The following is a 17,585-nucleotide window of genomic DNA, read 5'->3' on the forward strand; positions in this document are numbered from 1 at the left end:
AACGGCCCGATCAGGGCCGGATCCTGGCGGTGGCATCCGGGGACAGGGCCCCTTCGTGCGCCACCGCGAGGTGCGCAATCGGAGGATATGGCCTGATCCGTACCGGGCTCCACCGTCTTGCCTCTTCTGGCGTTGACCGTGCCTGGCCGTCCCCGTATGCTACAAGTTGCGCTGCGGGCCTGCGCGCCTCGGACGGAGCAGGTCGCGCTCGCATCTGTCGAAGACCCCACGGTCGCAAGACGGACGCCGGTTTCTCGTTGTTCACGGGAGTTCCGGTGTGCCGTGTTCTTGGCTGTCCGGCTTTCGGTGGGAGCGATACGGGCCCTCCGCGTGGCATTACCTACGACTTTCATGTCCGTACCGGAGCCCTTTTCCTAATGACGAGCCCCACCGACTCCTCCCTCAGCACCACCCCGCAGGTCGCGGTCAACGACATCGGCGACGCGGAGGCCTTCCTCGCCGCCATCGACGAGACCATCAAGTACTTCAACGATGGCGACATCGTCGAGGGCGTCATCGTGAAGGTCGACCGTGACGAGGTCCTCCTCGACATCGGTTACAAGACCGAGGGCGTCATCCCGTCCCGCGAGCTCTCGATCAAGCACGACGTTGACCCGCACGAGGTCGTCGCCGTCGGTGACAACATCGAGGCCCTGGTTCTCCAGAAGGAGGACAAGGAGGGTCGTCTGATCCTGTCCAAGAAGCGCGCTCAGTACGAGCGTGCCTGGGGCACGATCGAGAAGATCAAGGAAGAGGACGGCATCGTCACCGGTACCGTCATCGAGGTCGTCAAGGGTGGTCTCATCCTCGACATCGGCCTCCGGGGCTTCCTCCCCGCCTCGCTGGTCGAGATGCGCCGCGTCCGCGACCTCCAGCCCTACGTGGGCAAGGAGCTCGAGGCCAAGATCATCGAGCTGGACAAGAACCGCAACAACGTGGTCCTGTCCCGCCGTGCCTGGCTGGAGCAGACCCAGAGCGAGGTCCGCCAGACCTTCCTCACCACCCTCCAGAAGGGTCAGGTGCGCTCCGGCGTCGTCTCCTCGATCGTCAACTTCGGTGCCTTCGTGGACCTGGGTGGCGTCGACGGCCTGGTGCACGTCTCCGAGCTGTCCTGGAAGCACATCGACCACCCGTCCGAGGTTGTCGAGGTCGGCCAGGAGGTCACCGTCGAGGTTCTCGACGTTGACATGGACCGCGAGCGCGTCTCCCTGTCGCTGAAGGCGACCCAGGAGGACCCGTGGCAGCAGTTCGCCCGTACCCACCAGATCGGCCAGGTCGTTCCGGGTAAGGTCACCAAGCTGGTTCCGTTCGGTGCGTTCGTCCGCGTGGACGAGGGCATCGAGGGCCTGGTCCACATCTCCGAGCTGGCCGAGCGCCACGTCGAGATCCCGGAGCAGGTCGTCCAGGTCGGCGACGAGATCTTCGTCAAGGTCATCGACATCGACCTCGAGCGTCGTCGCATCAGCCTGTCGCTCAAGCAGGCCAACGAGGCCCTGGGTGCCAACCCGGCCGAGGTCGAGTTCGACCCGACCCTGTACGGCATGGCCGCCTCGTACGACGACCAGGGCAACTACATCTACCCGGAGGGCTTCGACCCCGAGGCGAACGACTGGCTGGCCGGCTTCGAGAAGCAGCGTGAGGAGTGGGAGCGCCAGTACGCCGAGGCGCAGTCCCGCTTCGAGCAGCACCAGGCCCAGGTCATCAAGAGCCGCGAGGCCGACGCCGAGGCCGCTGCCGAGGGTGGCGACGCCGTCGCCGCCGCTGCCGGTGGCTCCTACTCGTCCAGCAGCGACGAGGGCTCGGGCGCCCTGGCCTCCGACGAGGCCCTGGCCGCCCTGCGCGAGAAGCTGGCGGGCGGCCAGAGCTGAGGCTCTCGCCCCCCACTAGCTGACAGCTAGGGAACGGGCCCCATCCGGATCACTCCGGGTGGGGCCCGTTTCGCGTTTCCGGTCGACCTCGCGCTGTCCGGCTCCGGGTTCTCGGGTGTTCCGCGCCTTCTCCCAAGCCTTCGTTTTCCGGTTTGACTTATGTGTGGTTTATGTGAAGGGAAATGTGAGATGAGGCTCATTGCCCTGCTATAGGCCGGAGTTCGGGTTGCACCTACATTGAGTGGAGCTGCCCGAAAGGCTCCTTCATGCGCATGCGCAACCCCTCCTCCGCCGTCCCCGCCGCTGTGGTCGGTGGCCGGCTCGCCGCGATCGGCCGGTTCTGTTTCCGCCACCGTCGCTGGGTGCTCGGCTTCTGGGCCGTGGTCCTCGTCGTCGGGGTGCTGATCGGCGGCCGGGTGTTCGAGGGGTCGGTGGCCGGGGCGTCCTCCGCGACCGCCGAGGCGGACCGGGGCAGTGCGGTGGTCGCCGCGGCCGACCCGGTCAAGGGGACGCTGACCGCGGTGGTGGACGGCAGACCGGTGGACGATCCGGCCGTCCGGGCCGCCGTGCAGAAGGCCACCGCCGAGATCGCGGCCCTGCCGGGGGTCGCCGGCGCCCAGGACCCGTACGGCTCCGGCCCGGGCGCGGCCGCACTGCGGGCCGCCGACGGCAGGGCCGGCCTGGTCAGCGTGCGGATGGCCGACACCGCGACCTCGGCGCAGACCGACGCGGCCACCCATCGGCTGGCCGCCCTGAACGGCGCGGGCGGGGCGCACGTGACCGTCGGCGGGGACCTGGTCCTCCAGCAGGAGGTCAAGAAGCAGACCGAGCAGGACACCCGCTTCGGCGAGATGGTGACCCTGCCGCTCACCCTGGTCGTCATGGTGCTGGTGTTCGGCGGTCTGGCCGCCGCCGCGCTGCCGGTGATCGGCGCCGTCGCCTCGGTGGGCGGGGCGCTGCTGGCCATGTTCGGGTTCAGCCGGATCATGGACATCGACACCAGCGTGCTGCCGATCGCCACGGTGCTGGGGCTCGGGCTCTCGATCGACTACGCGCTGCTGATGGTGAATCGTTTCCGCGAGGAGCGCGGCCACGGCGCGGGCATCGCCGCAGCCGTCGAACGCACCGCCGCGACCGCCGGACGCACCGTCGCCTTCTCCGGACTGACCGTGGCCGTCGCCCTGTCCGGCCTGTTCGTCTTCACCAGTCCGGTGCTGGGCGCGGTCGCCGCCGCCGGGGTGAGCGTGGTGGTGATCGCGGTCGCGGCCGCGCTCACCCTGATCCCCGCCCTGCTCGGCTTCGCGGGCGGCCGGATCAGGACACCGAGCGCACCCGTCCCGGACGAGGGCTTTTTCAGCCGTACCGTGCGCCGGGTCCGCAAGCGGGCGGTGCTCGTCACCCTCGCCTGCGTGGGCGTGCTGATGGCGGCCGGGGCGCCGTTCCTGCATGCCGACATGCGCAGTTCCGGTGCCGCCGTGCTGCCCGCCTCCTCAGCCGGCCGGCAGGTCGCGGAGGCGATCGACCAGCGCTTCCCGCAGATCGCGGCCGCGCCGATCACCGTGGTGGTCGAGGGCGGGGCGCCGGTGGCGCAGGCGTACGCGGACGAGGTGGTGGCCAAGCTGCCGGGCGTCAGCGGGGTCCGGGCCGTGACGCCGGTGAGCGGGGCGGTGTCGACCGTCGACGTGCTGGTGCACGGGGACCCGCAGGGCGCCACGGCCAAGCAGGTGGTGGACGAGCTGCGGGCCGACCGGGGCGGGTTGACGACCTACGTCACCGGCGGCGCGGCCTCGGTGGTGGACTTCCAGGACGAGCTGCTGGCGCGCGGGCCGTGGGCACTGGGCCTGGTCGCGGTCGGGACGCTGGTGCTGCTGTTCCTGATGACCGGCTCGGTGGTGATGCCGGTCAAGGCGCTGCTGATGAACCTGCTGTCGCTGGGCGCCTCGCTCGGCGCGCTGACCCTGGTGTTCCAGGACGGCTGGTTGAGCGGGCTGCTCGGGTTCAGCTCGACGGGCGGGCTGGAGACCTTCATCCCGGTGCTGGTCTTCGCCTTCGCCTTCGGGCTGTCGATGGACTACGAGGTGTTCCTGCTCGCCCGGATCAAGGAGCTGACCGACCGCGGGTACGGCTGCGTCCGCGCGGTGGAGCTGGGCGTCCAGCGCAGCGGTCGGATCATCACCTCGGCGGCGCTGCTGATGGTGATCGTCTTCGCGGGCTTCGCGCTCGGGGACATGCTCATGGTCAAGCAGATGGGCATCGCGCTGGCGGTGGCCGTCGCGGTGGACGCCACCCTGGTGCGCTGCCTGCTGGTGCCGGCCGCGATGAGCCTGTTCGGCGAGTTCAACTGGTGGGCGCCCGCACCGCTGCGGCGGCTGCACCGGCGGTTCGGGCTGAGCGAGCACGTGGACCTGCCGGAGATCGAGCCGGCGGTGCTCCCGGCGCAGCGGCCGGCGGCCAAGGACCTGGTCGAGGCGTAGCCGGGCCGGGCGGCCGCCGCCCGGCCGGGGCGGCGGCGGATCACGCGAGGCGGTTCAGCAGGCCGACGGCGGTGCGCAGTTGCTCGCGCTCGGTGGTGCTGAGGCGGGACTCGATGGCGGTGGCGATGTGGTGCTCGCGGCGGGCGCGCTGGTCGAGCAGGGCCAGTCGGCCCGCATCGGTGGTGGCGATCAGCTGTTTGCGGCGGTCGGTGGGGTGGGGCTGCTGGGCGACCAGGCCGGCCTCGGACATCAGGGCGACGGTGCGGGCCATCGACTGGTGGCGCACCCGGCGGAGGTCGGCGAGTTCGGCGACGGTGTAGGAGCGTTCGTCGCGGACCAGCAGGCCGAGCACCGCGGCCTGGTTGGGCGGGAGGTCGTCGCTGTCGCGCAGGGTGCGGACCAGGCTGCCGAGGGCGGCGCGCAGGTCGGCGGCGAGATCCAGGGTGTCCGGGTGCGGGGCGTTGCTGGGCATGGGGGAAGTCTATCCGGAAGATGTGCAGCAAGACTGTACAGTCATGCTGTAGTATTTCCTCCATGCGAATCACGAAGTTCGGACACGCCTGCGTCCGCGTCGAGCACGACGGAACCACCCTCGTCATCGACCCCGGAGCCTTCACCGACCCCGCCGCCCTGGCCGGGGCCGACGCCGTCCTGATCACCCACGAGCACATGGACCACTTCGAGCCGTCCCGGCTGCGCGCCGCGCTGGAGGCCGACCCGGCACTGCGGGTGTGGACCAACCGCGAGGTCGCCGCCCAGCTGGACGGCGTCGGGCAGCGGATCACCGTCGTCGGCGAGGGCGACGCCTTCGAGGTCGGCGGCGTCGGGGTCTCCGTCCACGGCGAGTGGCACGCCGAGATCCACCGGGACATCCCGCTGGTGAAGAACATCGGCTTCCTCCTCGACGGCCGGCTGTTCCACCCCGGCGACTCCTTCACCGTGCCGCCGCACGCCGTGGACACCCTGCTGCTGCCGCTCGCGGCGCCGTGGAGCAAGGCCGGCGAGGTGGTCGACTACGTCCGGGAGGCGGCCCCGCGGGTGGCGGTGCCGGTGCACGAGGCGACGCTCAGCCCGATCGGGCACATGATCGCCACCCGGCTGCTCGGGCCGGACGGGCCCGGAGCCGGATCGGAACTGACCGTGCTGGGCGACGGCGAGAGCCTGGAGCTGGGCTGACGCGTCCGATCCCGCGCGGGTAGCCTGACGCCATGCTGAAGATCGGACTGACCGGCGGGATCGGCGCGGGCAAGAGCGAGGTGTCCCGGCTGTTCGCCGCGCACGGCGCGGTGATCGTGGACTCCGACCTGATCGCCCGCGAGGTGGTCGCCCCCGGGACGGACGGCCTGGCGGCCGTGGTCGCCGAGTTCGGCCCGCAGGTGCTGCGCGAGGACGGCACGCTCGACCGGCCGGCCCTCGGGGCGGTCGTGTTCGCCGACCCGGAGAAGCTCCGGGCGCTGAACGCGATCGTCCACCCGCTGGTGCGGGCCCGCTCCGCCGAACTGGAGGCGGCGGCCGCGCCGGACGCGGTGGTGGTGCACGACGTGCCGCTGCTCGCCGAGAACGGGCTGGCGTCGCTGTTCGACCTGGTCGTGGTGATCGACGCGGCCGACGAGGTACGGCTGGACCGGCTGGTGCGGCTGCGCGGAATGGCCGAGGCGGAGGCCCGGGCCCGGATGGCCGCCCAGGCCTCGCGGGCGGACCGGCTGGCGGTCGCCGACCTGGTGATCGACAACGGCGGGCCGCTGGAGGCGCTGTCGGCGCGGGTCGACGAGGTGTGGGCGGAGCTGGTGGAGCGGGCTGCCGCCTAGGGGCTAGGGGCGGCCGTCAGGCGGCGCCGAGGGGCAGTCGGGCCGGACTCGGGGCCGTGCGCGGTGAGCGGGACGAGCGCCGGGCGGCCGGCGCAGGAGGGGCATGCTGCCACACCCCGGTACCCATGGGGACGACCGTCGGATCATGTGACCGATCCGGTGGCCCGGAGGGGACTCGGAGGCCGTTCGGCGGGGAAGGGAGCATGGAGTGATGGATGATCGTTTTTCCGCCGAACCGTTGAGCGTCGAGCGCTTGGAGAGCTACTCCCGCGCCGAACAGGACCAGATCCTCGGCCCCGGCGAGGACCCGTACGGCGTCGCCTACACCGGGCTCGCCTTCCGGCCCAAGGACGTGCACTTCGGCATCCGGGCCGCCGACGGCCGGCTCGTCGCCCACACCGGGCTGCTCCCGGTCCCGCTCACCGTCGGCGGCACCGACCTGGACGCGATCGGGGTCGGCGGCGTCTGCGTCGCCCCCGAGCGGCGCGGCGAGGGCCTGGCGCACGCCGTGGTCGGCAGCGCCGTGGACCACGGGCGCGCGCTCGGCTTCCGGTACGCGCTGCTGTTCTGCCGCCCGCCGCTGGCGGCGTTCTACCGGGGGCTCGGATTCCGGGAGGTGGCCGAGGAGGTGACGGTCGAGCAGCCGGAGGGGCGGCTCGCGGTCATGCCGTTGCGCACCATGTGGCGGCCGCTGGCGGAGGGCGCCGGGTGGCCGGAGGGGCCGGTGCGGCTGCGGTCGCTGCCGATGTGAGGGCCGATCGGCCGGGGCCGCCGGGTTCGGGCGGGCTCAGGCGGGCGTCGCCCCGGTGAGTGCCGCGTGGGCGACGGCCGCCTCCGCCAGGGCGCGGATCATCGGGTGGGCGCGGGTGCCGTCGCCGGACAGCTCGGGCTGGAACAGCGAGGCCAGGAAGAACGGGTGCTCCGGCAGTTCGAGGATGCGGACCTCGCCGGACGCGTCCGCGCCGCTGAAACGCAGCCCGTGGGCGCTCAGCCGGTCCAGGTAGTCGGCGTTGAGGCCGTAGTTGCAGTGGTAGCGCTCCTGGGTGCCGGTGGCGCCCAGGGTGCGCTCGGCGAGGGTGTCGGGGGTGAGCGCGACGGCGCCCTCGTGGCCGACCAGGGAGCAGCTGAGCGGGACGATCACCTGCTGGTCGAGGTCCGGCTCCTGTTCGCCGTGGACGGCTTCGGTGATGCCGCAGACGTTGCGGGCGAACTCCAGCACCGCGTGCTGGAACCCGGCGCAGGTGCCGAGGAAGGGGATGCCGTTCTCGCGGGCGGTCCGGATCGCGGCCAGGGCGCCCCGCTCGCTGCGGTACGGGCTGCCGGGCAGCAGCCAGACGGCGTCGAAGCCGTCGAGCGCGCCCGGGGCCCCGGCGTCCTCGGTGGGGATCCAGTAGGCGTCCAGGACCAGCTGCTCGCGTTCGGCGAGGGAGGCGAGCAGGCCGGGGATGCGGGCGTGCGAGCGGACGGCGGGGGAGCGGTCGCCGACCAGGGCGATCCGGGGGGTCAGGTAGGTCACGGGGCTATCCTGACCCCGCACCCGAGATCAGCGCCAACGATGATTTCTTACACCTCGATCAGATCGGTTGATGACCGCCGTGGATCCGCAGCAACTCCGCACCTTCGTCACCGTCGCCCGGCTCGCCTCCTTCTCCGAGGCGGCCCGGGACCTCGGGTACACCCAGTCCGCGGTGTCCCAGCAGATCGCCGCACTGGAGGCGGACCTCGGCACCGCCCTGCTGGGGCGCCGTCCGGTCGCCCCGACCGCGGCGGGGCGGCGGCTGCTGGAGCACGCCGCCCCGCTGCTGGTCCGGCTGGAGGCGGCGCGCGCCGACGTCGCGCGCCTGGCCGGTGCCCCGAGCGCCCGGCTGGTGCTCGGTGCCACCCCACTGGCGGTCGGAGCGGCCCTGGGGCACGCGCTCGGCGAAGTGCGCCGGGTGTTCCCGCAGGTGGAACCCGTCGTCCAGGTGCTCGCCCAGGGCGTGCTGCCCGCCCAGGTCGCCACCGGCGAGGTCGACCTCGCGCTGATCGACGGCCTGGCCGCGCCGAGCGACCCGTTGCCGCTGCCCGAGGTCGGCCCGCTGACCACCGTCGCCGTCGACGAACAGCCGCTCGCCGTCGCCCTGCCCCTCGGGCACCCGCTGGCCGACCGCCCCGGCCTCGCCCTCGCCGACCTGTCCGCCGCCCGCTGGCTGGACGCCCCCGACCTCACCCCCACCGCGGCCCGGCTGCGCGCCGCCGCCGGCACCGACGGCTTCCGGTCCGCCACCCGCTACCGCGGCACCGACCTGCACGGGCTGCTCGCGCTGGTCGCCGCCGGGCACGGGCTCACCCTGCTGCCCGCGCCCGTCCTTGCCCGGGCACCCGGGATCGCGTCCGCCCCGATCGCCGCGCCCCGGCTGGTGCACCGCACCGAACTCCTTCACGGCAGCCTGCCGGAGGGGCCGGCGGCGCTGCTGGCGCGGCTGCTGGCGGGGTGAGGGCAGGCGGAGGGCAGGCGCGCGGTCAGGCGCGCGTGGTCAGGCCGCGGTCCGTTCGTCGCCCCGGGTGAGGAAGTCCGCGACCGTGCCGGTGAGCGCCGCCGGGTCGTCCAGCCACGGGTAGTGGCCCGCGCCCGGCTGGACGGTGAGGGTGACGTCCGGGAAGAGCGAGGCCGCCGCGGTGGCCGAGGCGGCGGTGGGCCACAGGTCCACCTCCCCGGCGAGCAGCAGCACCGGGCAGGTGAGCGCGGCCAGTCGGCGGCGCAGCTCCTCGGTGTCGGGGGTGTAGTCGGCGTAGTAGTGCTCGCTGACCGGCAGGGAGCGCTGGGCCGGGTCGGCGGCGGCGTGGGCGCGGGCCGCGGTGTCCCAGCGGCCGTACATCAGCGGCTCGAAGGCGAAGCGGTGCCGGGCGGCCTCGGCGAAGGTGGTGGCGGACCGCATCCCGTCGTACGCGACGACGGCCTCGGCGTGCCAGGGCTCGCCCGCCCGGGCGGCGATCACCTCCCGCGCGCCGGTGTCGGAGGGCAGGCCGACGGCGGCGAAGGAGGGGGTGAGCAGGGTGAGGCTGGTTAGGCGGTCGGGGTGGGCGGCCGCGTAGAGCATGGCGAGGGCGCCGCCGGCGGAGTGGCCGAGCAGGTCGATCCGGTCCAGGCCGAGGTGGCGGCGCAGTGCCTCGACGTCGGCGACCAGGCGGTCGACCCGGAAGCTCGCGGGGTCGGCGGGTGTCCCGGAGGCGCCGGTGCCGCGGGTGTCGGGCAGGATCAGGGTGCGGTGGGCGCTCAGGCCGCCGAGGTCGCCGAGGTACTCGGCGGCGCGGCCGGGGCCGCCGGGGAGGCAGAGCAGCGGCGGGCCGTCGCCCAGGGTGCGGAAGGCCAGGTCGGTGCCGTCGTACGAGGTGAGGAACTCCATGGCGGACAGCCTGGAGGGCCGGCGCGCGCACGGCTATCGTTCAGCCAGGACTGAATGATCGAGGACCGGGTGATCGAGGACCGGGTGATCGAGGGGCGGTGGCCGCGTGGCGGTGGAGATCCGGCTGTCGGCGGCGGAGGTCGCCCGGGTGCGGTTCGCGGTCTCGCCGCTGGCCGAGACGGTGCTCGGGCTGCGGCTGACGCTCGGGGTCGGCGGGCACGACGTGCACCGGGGGTGGGTGCGCGGGGCCCGGCCGCTGCTCGCCCGCGAGCCCGAACTGCCGCTGCTGCGCGCCCTGTTGGCCGGGTGCCTGCCGTCCTTCCTGTTCCCGGTGCCGGAGGTGCGACTGCCCTCCTTCGAGGCCGAACTGGCCGGGCTGCGGGCGACCGATCCGGCGTACGCGGCGGCCGAGTGCGTCGCCGCGCTGGGCGCTGCCCGGGCACGTGAACTGCCGGACACCGCTGAGCTGTTGAGCCGGGTCGCCGATGCGCTGGAGCGCTTCCACGGTGCGCTGGTCGCCCCGCACTGGGGGCGGATGCGGGCCCTGCTGGAGGCGGACCTGGGCCGCCGGGCGGTGACCCTGGTGGACCGCGGGGTGGAGGGGCTGTTCGCCGAGCTGCACGGTGATGTCGTCTGGAGGGAGGGCGAGTTGCTGGTGCACGGCCGCCGTCGCACCGGGTCGGTGTGGACGGTCGAGGCGGGCGGGCACGGCCTGGCCCTGCTGCCGTCGGTCTTCGGCTGGCCGGACGTGATCGTCGACCACTCCCCGCGCGCCGCCGCCTCGATCCGCTACCCGGCGGCCGGCGTCGGGCTGTTGTGGGAGGAGCCCCGGCCGTCCTCCGCCGGGCTGGCCGCCGTGCTGGGGCGCACCCGGGCGGAGCTGCTCGCCGTGCTCGGCGAGCCGTTGAGCACCCCGCAGCTCGCCGAGCGACTCGGTGTCACCCCGAGCGCCGTCTCCCAGCACCTCGGCGCACTGCGCGGCGCGGGGCTGGTGGCCACCCGGCGGAGCGGGCGCAACGCGCTGCACCTGCGGACGGCGGTGGGGGCGGTGCTGGTGGGGGAGGCGGGCGCCGTTCGGCCGGGGTCCGGGGGCTGAGGGCCGGAGCCCCCGCCGGGGTCGGGCGGGCGGGTCCGGCTCCGGCGGGGCCGGGCGGATGTGGAGGGGGTGGACACCACTCGTTCACGTCCCGGACCTGACGGTCGTCGTGCGGGCGGTGCTGTCATGGGCACAGTCGCCCGGCGAACGGCCGGGCCGGACCGGGAGAGCTTCCCCCATGATGCTCCGTCAGCGTCTCACCGTCATCGCCGCGGTGGCCGCCCTCGCCGCCGCCGGACTCGCCACCGGCACCGCGCAGGCCGCCACGGCCACCCACAGGCCGGGCAAGTCCGGTGGCACGGCCGCCAGTTGTTCGCAGGCGTACCTGCCGCTGCCCGACCCGTCCTGCACCCCCGGCGCGTACAACCCGGCGGTCACCCAGGCCACCATCGGCCAGACCATCTGCGTCTCCGGCTGGACCGCCACCGTGCGCCCGCCGACCAGCTACACCAACGCGTTGAAGACCCAGCAGATCGCCCAGTACGGCTACTCGGACACCAACCCCTCGGACTACGAGGAGGACCACTTCGTCCCGCTGGAACTCGGCGGTGACCCGCGCGACCCGCGCAACCTGTGGCCCGAGCCGCGCTACGGCAACGAGCCCGCGCAGAGCAAGGACTCGGTCGAGACCAGATTGAAGAACGCGGTGTGCGGCCACAAGGTGACCCTGGACGCCGCCCGCAGCGCGATCGCCGGCGACTGGACCACGGCGCTCAGCCGCCTGGGGCTGTGACCCCGCGGGGTTGAGGGGATGCCGCCAGGTCCGTCCGGTCCCCTGTGCCGGACGGGCCTGGCGGCGGTCTGTCGGTACGTCAGGCGCAGCCGGGGAAGGCCGCGCAGAGCGGGGCCGTCATGCCGGTGGCGACGTACTTGTCCTCGGGCGCCTTCCAGGCGTCCTTGGGCTGGGCGCCGCCCTTGGCGCTCGCCCAGACGGACAGTTCGGTGACCGCCCCGCCGCCCAGCACGACGTACTCGTGCAGGGTGGCGGTGGAGCCGTCCGGCTGCGGGGCCGTGACGGTGGCGGCGAAGTAGGGCGCGTCGGTCGCGCTGGTCACCTTGACCGTGGCGCCCGGCGTCGTCCGCGCGCAGTTCGTCACGGCCTCGACCAGGCCGCGCTCGATCGCTTTGGCGGTCTGGGCGTTGCCGCTGCTGTGGGTCGGGTCGCCCCAGAAGTCCACGGTCTGCTGGGCCGTCCAGCGGTCCCCGCCGAAGCCGACGGCGGCCTTGGCCCGCGCCGCGCCGTCGGTGTACATGTACTCGTCGCCCTTGGGCGGCGCGGCGTGGCACAGCTCCATGCCCTTGAAGCCGATCGGTCCGGTGACCGGCTTGGCGTTGGCCGCCAGCGGGGCGAAGTGGTAGGTCTCGTCCATCGGGATGCTCTTGGTGTCCGCCCAGGCCTTGGCCGGGACACCCTTGCCCTGGTCGGCGCCGGTGCTGGGCTTGGCGCCCTCGCCGGTGGGCCTGGCCGTGCCGGTGGCGGGCGCCGCGGTGGTCGGCGCCGCCGGGGCGGCGCTCCGGCCGCCGTCCTGGCCGCCGTCGTCCGGTCCGCAGGCGCTCAGGGCGCCCGCGCAGAGCAGGGCGGCGGCGGTGACGGTGACCAGGCGGGTGCTGCTGCGCACGTGACGATTCCTCGGGTGTCCGGTGTCGTGGAGCGGGGCCGGGGCCGGTGGCGCGCCGGCCACCCGGCCCCGCCGCCCGGCCGACCCGTGACTGCGGGCACTCGGCATGGCTGTTCCCCCCGTTGCTGCTGCCGTCAGGCCCCCTGGCTCCGCAGCTCACCGCGGGTCTGAGGAACGGTCAGAGCGGCTGCCGCGTCGACGGCGGACGAAACCTATGACACGGCGGCGCCGGTCGCAAAGCGGGATTCCGCCCGGCGCGCGGGCGAATGCGGCGGTTGCAGCGGGCTGGTGGTGAACATGTGTGCGACCGCGGCGGAACCGATGTCCGGCGGGGGAGTGCCGTCGGGGCGGTCGATGGGCGGCCGGATCCCTTGGCGGGCACCGGATCCAGGGCTCCGGGGCCGGGAAGCGGCGGTGGGTCGTGCCCGTTCGGGGCGGCGCCGGCCCGCCCCGGCCGGGTCGCCGATGCCAAGGCTTCCTCCCGGCCGCGGGGCGGATGTGATCCCACCCACGGTCCGGGTCGGGGCAGGTCGCGCGGGGTGTCCGCCCCGTTACGGCTGCGGGGTGCCCGGCCGGTTTCGGCTGCGGGGTGTCCGGCCCGTCACGGCTGCGGGTGGGTGCCCGGGACGCCGAGTTGGGCGGCGAGCCAGGGGAGGGCCTGGGCGAAGGTGGCGGAGCCGGTCTGCCAGCTGTGCTTGCCGGAGCCGACGGCGGCGGTGGTGCGGATGCCGTCCTTCCTGGCGGCCGCCTCCAGGGCCTTCGCGGACTCGATCTGGCCGTGCTCCTCGTCGCCCTGCCCGAAGTAGCCGGAGACGCCCTGGTACTTGGGGTGGTGGGCGAGCACCGTCAGCGGGTCGTGGGCGGCCCAGGCGGCCGCGTTGCCGCCGTACAGCTCCTGGACGGTGTGGTCCTTGTCGCCGATGTACGGGCCCTTGTCGCCGGAGAAGTCGCCGAAGTGGGTGAAGACATCGGGGTGCTCGACGACCAGGTCGACGGCGCAGGTGCCGCCCATCGACCAGCCGGCCACGCCCCACTTGTGCGGGTCGGTGGCGGCGTTGAAGGTCTTCTGGACGTACGGGGGGACGTCCTTGAGCAGGTGGCTCTCGGAGTTGCCGTGCGGGCCGTCCACGCACTCGGTGTCCACCCGGAAGCCGCCGGTGGCGTCCACGAAGACCAGGATCGGGGCGAAGCCGTTGTGCTTCGCGGCGAACTCGTCGGCGGTCTTCACCGCGTTGCCCGAGCGGATCCAGTTGTCGGGCGCCGCGAACTCGCCGCCGATCATCTCCAGCACCGGCAGCTTCGGCCGGGTCTTGCTGCGGAACCAGGCGGGCGGCAGGTAGACCAGCTCCTGGCGGTGGGTGAAGCCGCTCGCGGTGTCCGGGATGTCGACCTGGACGATGCGGCCGGTCGTCGTCTTCCCGTGGATCGAGGAGACCTCGGCCAGGGTGATCTGGTCCGGCAGCGGCTGCCCGCTGAGCTCGCCGATCGCGTCGTCGACCGTCGGGTAGTAGCCGGTGGCGATGTTCACGCTGTTCGCGGCGCAGAACAGCGCCAGCAGGACGGTCGGCACCACCAGCGCCCGCCGCCACCAGCGCGCGCCGCGCCAGCCGAAGCCCAGGACGGCGAACGCCGCGATCGCCACCCCGCTCCACAGCCACACCCCGAACGGGATCGGGTCGGTGATCCCGGACAGCGTGAGGACGGCGACGGCGAGCAGCGCGGTGACCGCCAGCGCCGTACCGAGCGCGATCGGCCCCCACTTGCGCTGCCACGCCCGGTCCCGCAGGCCCACCGCGGTCAGGAACAGGGCGAGGGCGGCGGCCTGGACGGTCCAGGGGAACCAGCCGTCGAGCAGCGAGACGTTCATGCGCGGAGGCTAGGGGCGGTGGATGAGAAGGGGCTGAGAGACTGACCGTTCGCTGGTGGTTCGCTGACCGCCACCTGGGAGTGCGGGGCGTGGCCGCCGTCGCGGTAGCACCCGTCCGCTGCCGGGCGCCGGGCCGACATCCGGACGGGACGGCTCTCAGCCGGCCGGACAGGCTTCGATCAGCGCATCGACCACAACGCCGATCGAGGGACGCGCGGTCGAGGTGGAACGCCAGACGGCGAAGACCCGGCGCCGCGGGGCGTCCACCAGGGGCACGAACCGTACCGGAGCGGCGGCCGGTTCACGTCCCAGGCGCGGGATGATGGCGATTCCCAGCCCTGCCGCGACCAGCGCCAACTGCGTGGGGTGTTCCGAGGCGGTGTGGGCGATGCGGGCACGCTTGATGTTGCGCACCAGCCATGCGTGGCACAGCTGCCCGTCGCTCGAGGTGATCCAGTGCTCATCACCGAGGTCGGCCAAGCTCAGCGTCGGGCGGCCGGCGAGCCGATGGTCCGGGGGCAGGGCGATGTCGTAGGTGTCGTCGAGGAGGGCGCGGTGGTCCAGCCCCTGGGGCAGGGCGAGCGGATCACCGGTCCAGTCCTCGACGACGGCCAGGTCGAGCAGCCCGCGCCGCACCGCCGGGACGGCTTCGTACGGTTCCTGCTCCCGCGCCGACACCGTCAGGTCCGGGTACCGGGCCCGCAGGGCCCGCAGGGCCGACGGGAGCAGCGCGCGGGCGGCGGTGGGGAAGGCCGCGATCGTGAGGTCGCCGGTCACCAGTCCGTGGTGCTGCGCCATCGTCGCCATGACGCGTTCCACGTGCGCGAGCAGTTCCGCGGCCTCCCCGGCGAGCAGGGTGCCGGCCTCGGTCAGGCGAATGCCCCGGCCCTGACGTTCCGCCAGGTGGGCGCCGGTCTCCTGCTCCAGTCGCGCCATCTGCTGCGAGACCGCCGACGTGGTGACGTGCAGGAGCCGGGCCGCGCCCACGACGGATCCGGTCGTCGCCACCGCGTGCAGCACCCGCAAGCGTTCGAGGTTCAACATCTCAGTGATGCTACGAGGTGCAGTCAAGAAACATTCACTTGTGCTGTCCGGTGATCGAACCCAGAGTGGGCGCGTGCAACAGGCCATCGCGAATGGCGACGGGGGTATGCCGAGTGACGTCTCGGCGTGCACGTCATTCGGCCTTCTGCACGCGTCCGGCCGAACGGAACGGGGAGATCCGGCGCGCAGCATCCTCCGCGAGACCACGGATCCTGCGGCGGCCGCTGCTGCCACCCCGGCCGGCGGTGCCGCTCCTGCCCCACCCGCCGACCCGTCAGTCGGCGGGTGGGGCAGGACGGGCACCCCGGAGGTCCCGCGGGACGGGCACCCCGGAGGTCGCGCGGGACGGCCCGGGAGGCGGCTGGGAGCGGGGTCGCGCTCGGACGGTGCACTCGGTGTGCGGGCGGGGTGCCGCGCTCGGACGTGCACTCGGTGTGCGGGGTGCCGCGCTCCCCGACGGTGCGGTGAGCGCGTGCCCCCAGCGGATGCAGCCGTCCGCTACAGCCGGGTGCGGGCGTAGGCGGCGAGGCGGCGGAGGGCGGCGTGGGCGGGCGGGCCCCAGGTGGTCTTGCCGCCGGGGCGGCCGTGGCGGCCGGCCTCGCCGATGTGGACGCCGCCGAGGGCGCGCATGACGGCCCAGCCGCGGGCGCGGCGCAGGGTCGCCGGGTCCTGGGCAGGCCGGTAGGCCCGGTGGAACAGCTCGACGCCGCCGTCCGGGAGCAGGGACCAGGCGGCGGCGAGGTCGCCGGCCGGGTCGCCCGCGCAGAGTTCGCCGAAGTCGACGACGCCGCAGAGGGTGCCGTCGGCGGTGAGGACGTTGGCCGGGTGGAGGTCGCCGTGGACCCACAGCGCCGGGCCGGCCCAGGTGGGCGCCGTGACGGCGTCGTCCCAGACGGCGCGGACGGCCTCCGGGTCGGGGACCAGCCCCATGGCGGCGGCCGAGGCGAGCCCCCTGGTGACGTGCTCGGCCTGGTCGGCCAGTGGCCCGCCCCTGGCGCCGGTGGGTGCCGACGCGGGGGCGGGCCGGTGCAGGGCGGTCAGGAAGGCGGCCAGGGATTCGGCCGACGCCTCGGCGCGGGTGGCGGGGGCGAGGTCGGCGGGCGTGCCCGGTACCCAGGTGGTGACCAGCCAGGGGTGGGGGAATCGCTCGGACGGCTCACCGAGGCGCCGGGGTGCCGGGATCGGCAGCGGGAGGGGCTGGGGGAGGGCGGGCAGCTAGTCATGTTCCTTGCGCAGCAGGGCTCCTGCCGTCTCCGTCTCCCAGGGCAGCCGGACGGCGAGGTCCTCGCCGAGCCGCCACATCTGGTTGGTCCAGCCGAGCGCACCGAGCCGCAGCGGAAGGTCGGCCAGGTCGGGGTGCTGGTCGCGCAGGAGCTGCCGGACCAGGTCCTCGGTGATCTCGATCTCGGTACGGGGCATGGAGGGAAGGGTAGTTGGGTGCCGTGAGACGGCTTACGCCTAGGGGGCCGGGATCGTGGGCGCCGTCCAGCTGGCCAGCACCCGGAGGGACTCCGCGGTCGGGGAGTTCGGCTCGACGTTGTAGACGCACAGCGTCTGCTCCGCGTCGCCCGGCACCTGGAAGGACTCGTAGGAGAAGTGCAGCTCCCCGACCAGGGGGTGGTGGTAGTGCTTGGCGCCGTGGGTGCGGCGCAGCACCCGGTGGTCGTTCCACCAGCCGGTGAACTCCGGTACCTGGAGGGTGAGTTCGCCGACCAGGTCGGCGAGCCGGCGGTCCTGCGGGTAGCGGCCCGCCTCGAACCGGAGCATGGCCACCGTCTCGGCGGCGAGCCGCTCCCAGTCACCCACGGTCTCCCGGGCCTTGGGGTCCAGCAGGTAGAAGCGGGCCAGGTTGCGGCGGTTGGCGGGCAGGGCGTCGAAGTCGGTGAGGACCTCCCGGGCGAGCCGGTTGGAGGCGAGCACGTCGGTGCGTCGGCCGAGGATGAAGGCCGGGACGCGGTCGAGCGTCTCCAGCATCAAGTACAGCCCCGGGCGGACCCGTTGGGCCGTGGCCGGGGCGCGGCGGGCGGCGGGCCGGGGGTCGGCGTGGAGGAGGTCGGTGAGGTGCTCGCGCTCGGTGTCGTCCAGGCGCAGGGCGCGGGTGATCGCGTCGACGACCTCGGGGGACGGGTTGAGGGCCCGCCCCTGCTCCAGGCGGGTGTAGTACTCGGTGCTCACCCCGGCCAGCCGGGCCACCTCGTCCCGGCGCAGCCCGGGCACCCGGCGGACCCGCCCGTCGGCGGGCAGCCCGGCGGTCTCGGGGGTGACCCGGGCGCGGCGGGAGCGGAGGAAGCCGGCGATCTCCTTGGTGCGGTCCATGACTCCATTGTCGGTGCGGGGGCGGGGTGGCGGGCGGTCCTGGGTGGCCCTGGCAGTACCTGCCTGGGCAGGGCCAGCTATGGCGTCCCGAGGGGCCGGCGCGGGGG

At 73.9% G+C, this 17,585-nt stretch carries 15 protein-coding genes and 1 pseudogene; 8 read left to right on the forward strand and 8 right to left on the reverse strand.

All coding sequences use genetic code 11. From position 1 onward, the window contains the following. The first annotated feature begins 377 nt into the window (after nt 1-377). Entirely contained in the window at nt 378-1,868 is a 1,491-nt protein-coding gene (gene rpsA, locus ACZ58X_RS37335; protein ID WP_063347134.1) for a 30S ribosomal protein S1, read from the forward strand. A gap of 266 nt (nt 1,869-2,134) precedes the next feature. Then, nucleotides 2,135-4,342 carry an MMPL family transporter gene (locus ACZ58X_RS37340; RefSeq protein ID WP_470338014.1) on the forward strand — a complete coding sequence of 736 codons (2,208 nt, stop codon included), beginning with the start codon at nt 2,135-2,137 and terminating at the stop codon, nt 4,340-4,342. A 40-nt stretch (nt 4,343-4,382) separates the two neighbouring features. Here the strand turns inward: ACZ58X_RS37340 and ACZ58X_RS37345 are convergent, their stop codons facing one another. After that, a complete protein-coding gene (locus ACZ58X_RS37345; protein ID WP_470338015.1) occupies nt 4,383-4,814 on the reverse strand; it encodes a MarR family winged helix-turn-helix transcriptional regulator in 432 nt (143 codons plus the stop codon). Nucleotides 4,815-4,876: 62 nt separating this feature from the next. On the opposite strand from ACZ58X_RS37345, the gene ACZ58X_RS37350 reads away from it, so the two are divergent. From ACZ58X_RS37350 to ACZ58X_RS37360, 3 genes are all read left to right on the forward strand, one after another. Next, nucleotides 4,877-5,518, forward strand: coding sequence for an MBL fold metallo-hydrolase (locus tag ACZ58X_RS37350; RefSeq protein ID WP_470338016.1), 642 nt, complete (start codon nt 4,877-4,879; stop codon nt 5,516-5,518). Between the two features lie 32 nt (nt 5,519-5,550). Next, complete coding sequence (gene coaE / locus ACZ58X_RS37355) at nt 5,551-6,150, forward strand: dephospho-CoA kinase (protein ID WP_470338017.1); 600 nt, start codon at nt 5,551-5,553, stop codon at nt 6,148-6,150. A gap of 211 nt (nt 6,151-6,361) precedes the next feature. Continuing rightward, a complete protein-coding gene (locus ACZ58X_RS37360; RefSeq protein ID WP_470338018.1) occupies nt 6,362-6,901 on the forward strand; it encodes a GNAT family N-acetyltransferase in 540 nt (179 codons plus the stop codon). A 36-nt stretch (nt 6,902-6,937) separates the two neighbouring features. On the opposite strand, the gene ACZ58X_RS37365 is transcribed toward ACZ58X_RS37360, so the two are convergent. Continuing rightward, on the reverse strand, nt 6,938-7,666 hold the full coding sequence (locus ACZ58X_RS37365) for a CTP synthase C-terminal region-related (seleno)protein (RefSeq protein ID WP_470338019.1): 729 nt from the start codon (nt 7,664-7,666) through the stop codon (nt 6,938-6,940). 70 nt (nt 7,667-7,736) lie between these two features. Here ACZ58X_RS37365 and ACZ58X_RS37370 point away from each other — a divergent pair, with 70 nt between their 5' ends. Beyond that, nucleotides 7,737-8,627, forward strand: coding sequence for a LysR family transcriptional regulator (locus tag ACZ58X_RS37370; RefSeq protein WP_470338020.1), 891 nt, complete (start codon nt 7,737-7,739; stop codon nt 8,625-8,627). 39 nt (nt 8,628-8,666) lie between these two features. Here the strand turns inward: ACZ58X_RS37370 and ACZ58X_RS37375 are convergent, their stop codons facing one another. Beyond that, complete coding sequence (locus tag ACZ58X_RS37375; protein WP_470338021.1) at nt 8,667-9,536, reverse strand: alpha/beta fold hydrolase; 870 nt, start codon at nt 9,534-9,536, stop codon at nt 8,667-8,669. A gap of 106 nt (nt 9,537-9,642) precedes the next feature. On the opposite strand from ACZ58X_RS37375, the gene ACZ58X_RS37380 reads away from it, so the two are divergent. Together ACZ58X_RS37380 and ACZ58X_RS37385 are read left to right on the forward strand one after the other, a co-directional pair. After that, nucleotides 9,643-10,632 (forward strand): ArsR/SmtB family transcription factor, encoded by a 990-nt coding sequence (locus ACZ58X_RS37380; protein ID WP_470338022.1) that lies wholly within the window; start codon nt 9,643-9,645, stop codon nt 10,630-10,632. Between the two features lie 178 nt (nt 10,633-10,810). After that, a complete protein-coding gene (locus ACZ58X_RS37385; protein WP_470338023.1) occupies nt 10,811-11,365 on the forward strand; it encodes a hypothetical protein in 555 nt (184 codons plus the stop codon). 79 nt (nt 11,366-11,444) lie between these two features. On the opposite strand, the gene ACZ58X_RS37390 is transcribed toward ACZ58X_RS37385, so the two are convergent. The 5 genes and pseudogenes from ACZ58X_RS37390 to ACZ58X_RS37410 form a co-directional block, all read right to left on the reverse strand. Beyond that, nucleotides 11,445-12,251 (reverse strand): hypothetical protein, encoded by an 807-nt coding sequence (locus ACZ58X_RS37390; RefSeq protein WP_470338024.1) that lies wholly within the window; start codon nt 12,249-12,251, stop codon nt 11,445-11,447. Between the two features lie 601 nt (nt 12,252-12,852). Then, entirely contained in the window at nt 12,853-14,118 is a 1,266-nt protein-coding gene (locus ACZ58X_RS37395; RefSeq protein WP_470338025.1) for an alpha/beta hydrolase, read from the reverse strand. 156 nt (nt 14,119-14,274) lie between these two features. Then, complete coding sequence (locus tag ACZ58X_RS37400) at nt 14,275-15,162, reverse strand: LysR family transcriptional regulator (RefSeq protein WP_470338026.1); 888 nt, start codon at nt 15,160-15,162, stop codon at nt 14,275-14,277. A gap of 498 nt (nt 15,163-15,660) precedes the next feature. Further along, nucleotides 15,661-16,581, reverse strand: a pseudogene (locus ACZ58X_RS37405) (aminoglycoside phosphotransferase family protein). A gap of 39 nt (nt 16,582-16,620) precedes the next feature. After that, the gene (locus ACZ58X_RS37410) at nt 16,621-17,478 is read right to left on the reverse strand and encodes a helix-turn-helix transcriptional regulator (protein WP_470338027.1); all 858 of its coding nucleotides are present in this window, start codon (nt 17,476-17,478) and stop codon (nt 16,621-16,623) included. Nucleotides 17,479-17,585 lie beyond the last annotated feature (107 nt).

It is taken from the genome of Kitasatospora sp. NPDC040550 (assembly GCF_055594965.1).

What these genes read in the sequence shown, in the direction of transcription:
- coaE (WP_470338017.1), top strand. Translation starts at nt 5,551, where the DNA reads ATGCTGAAGATCGGACTGACCGGCGGGATCGGCGCGGGCAAGAGCGAG.
- ACZ58X_RS37395 (WP_470338025.1), bottom strand. Translation starts at nt 14,118, where the DNA reads ATGAACGTCTCGCTGCTCGACGGCTGGTTCCCCTGGACCGTCCAGGCC.
- ACZ58X_RS37370 (WP_470338020.1), top strand. Translation starts at nt 7,737, where the DNA reads ATGACCGCCGTGGATCCGCAGCAACTCCGCACCTTCGTCACCGTCGCC.
- rpsA (WP_063347134.1), top strand. Translation starts at nt 378, where the DNA reads ATGACGAGCCCCACCGACTCCTCCCTCAGCACCACCCCGCAGGTCGCG.
- ACZ58X_RS37340 (WP_470338014.1), top strand. Translation starts at nt 2,135, where the DNA reads ATGCGCATGCGCAACCCCTCCTCCGCCGTCCCCGCCGCTGTGGTCGGT.
- ACZ58X_RS37360 (WP_470338018.1), top strand. Translation starts at nt 6,362, where the DNA reads ATGGATGATCGTTTTTCCGCCGAACCGTTGAGCGTCGAGCGCTTGGAG.
- ACZ58X_RS37350 (WP_470338016.1), top strand. Translation starts at nt 4,877, where the DNA reads ATGCGAATCACGAAGTTCGGACACGCCTGCGTCCGCGTCGAGCACGAC.
- ACZ58X_RS37345 (WP_470338015.1), bottom strand. Translation starts at nt 4,814, where the DNA reads ATGCCCAGCAACGCCCCGCACCCGGACACCCTGGATCTCGCCGCCGAC.
- ACZ58X_RS37385 (WP_470338023.1), top strand. Translation starts at nt 10,811, where the DNA reads ATGATGCTCCGTCAGCGTCTCACCGTCATCGCCGCGGTGGCCGCCCTC.
- ACZ58X_RS37400 (WP_470338026.1), bottom strand. Translation starts at nt 15,162, where the DNA reads ATGTTGAACCTCGAACGCTTGCGGGTGCTGCACGCGGTGGCGACGACC.
- ACZ58X_RS37375 (WP_470338021.1), bottom strand. Translation starts at nt 9,536, where the DNA reads ATGGAGTTCCTCACCTCGTACGACGGCACCGACCTGGCCTTCCGCACC.
- ACZ58X_RS37410 (WP_470338027.1), bottom strand. Translation starts at nt 17,478, where the DNA reads ATGGACCGCACCAAGGAGATCGCCGGCTTCCTCCGCTCCCGCCGCGCC.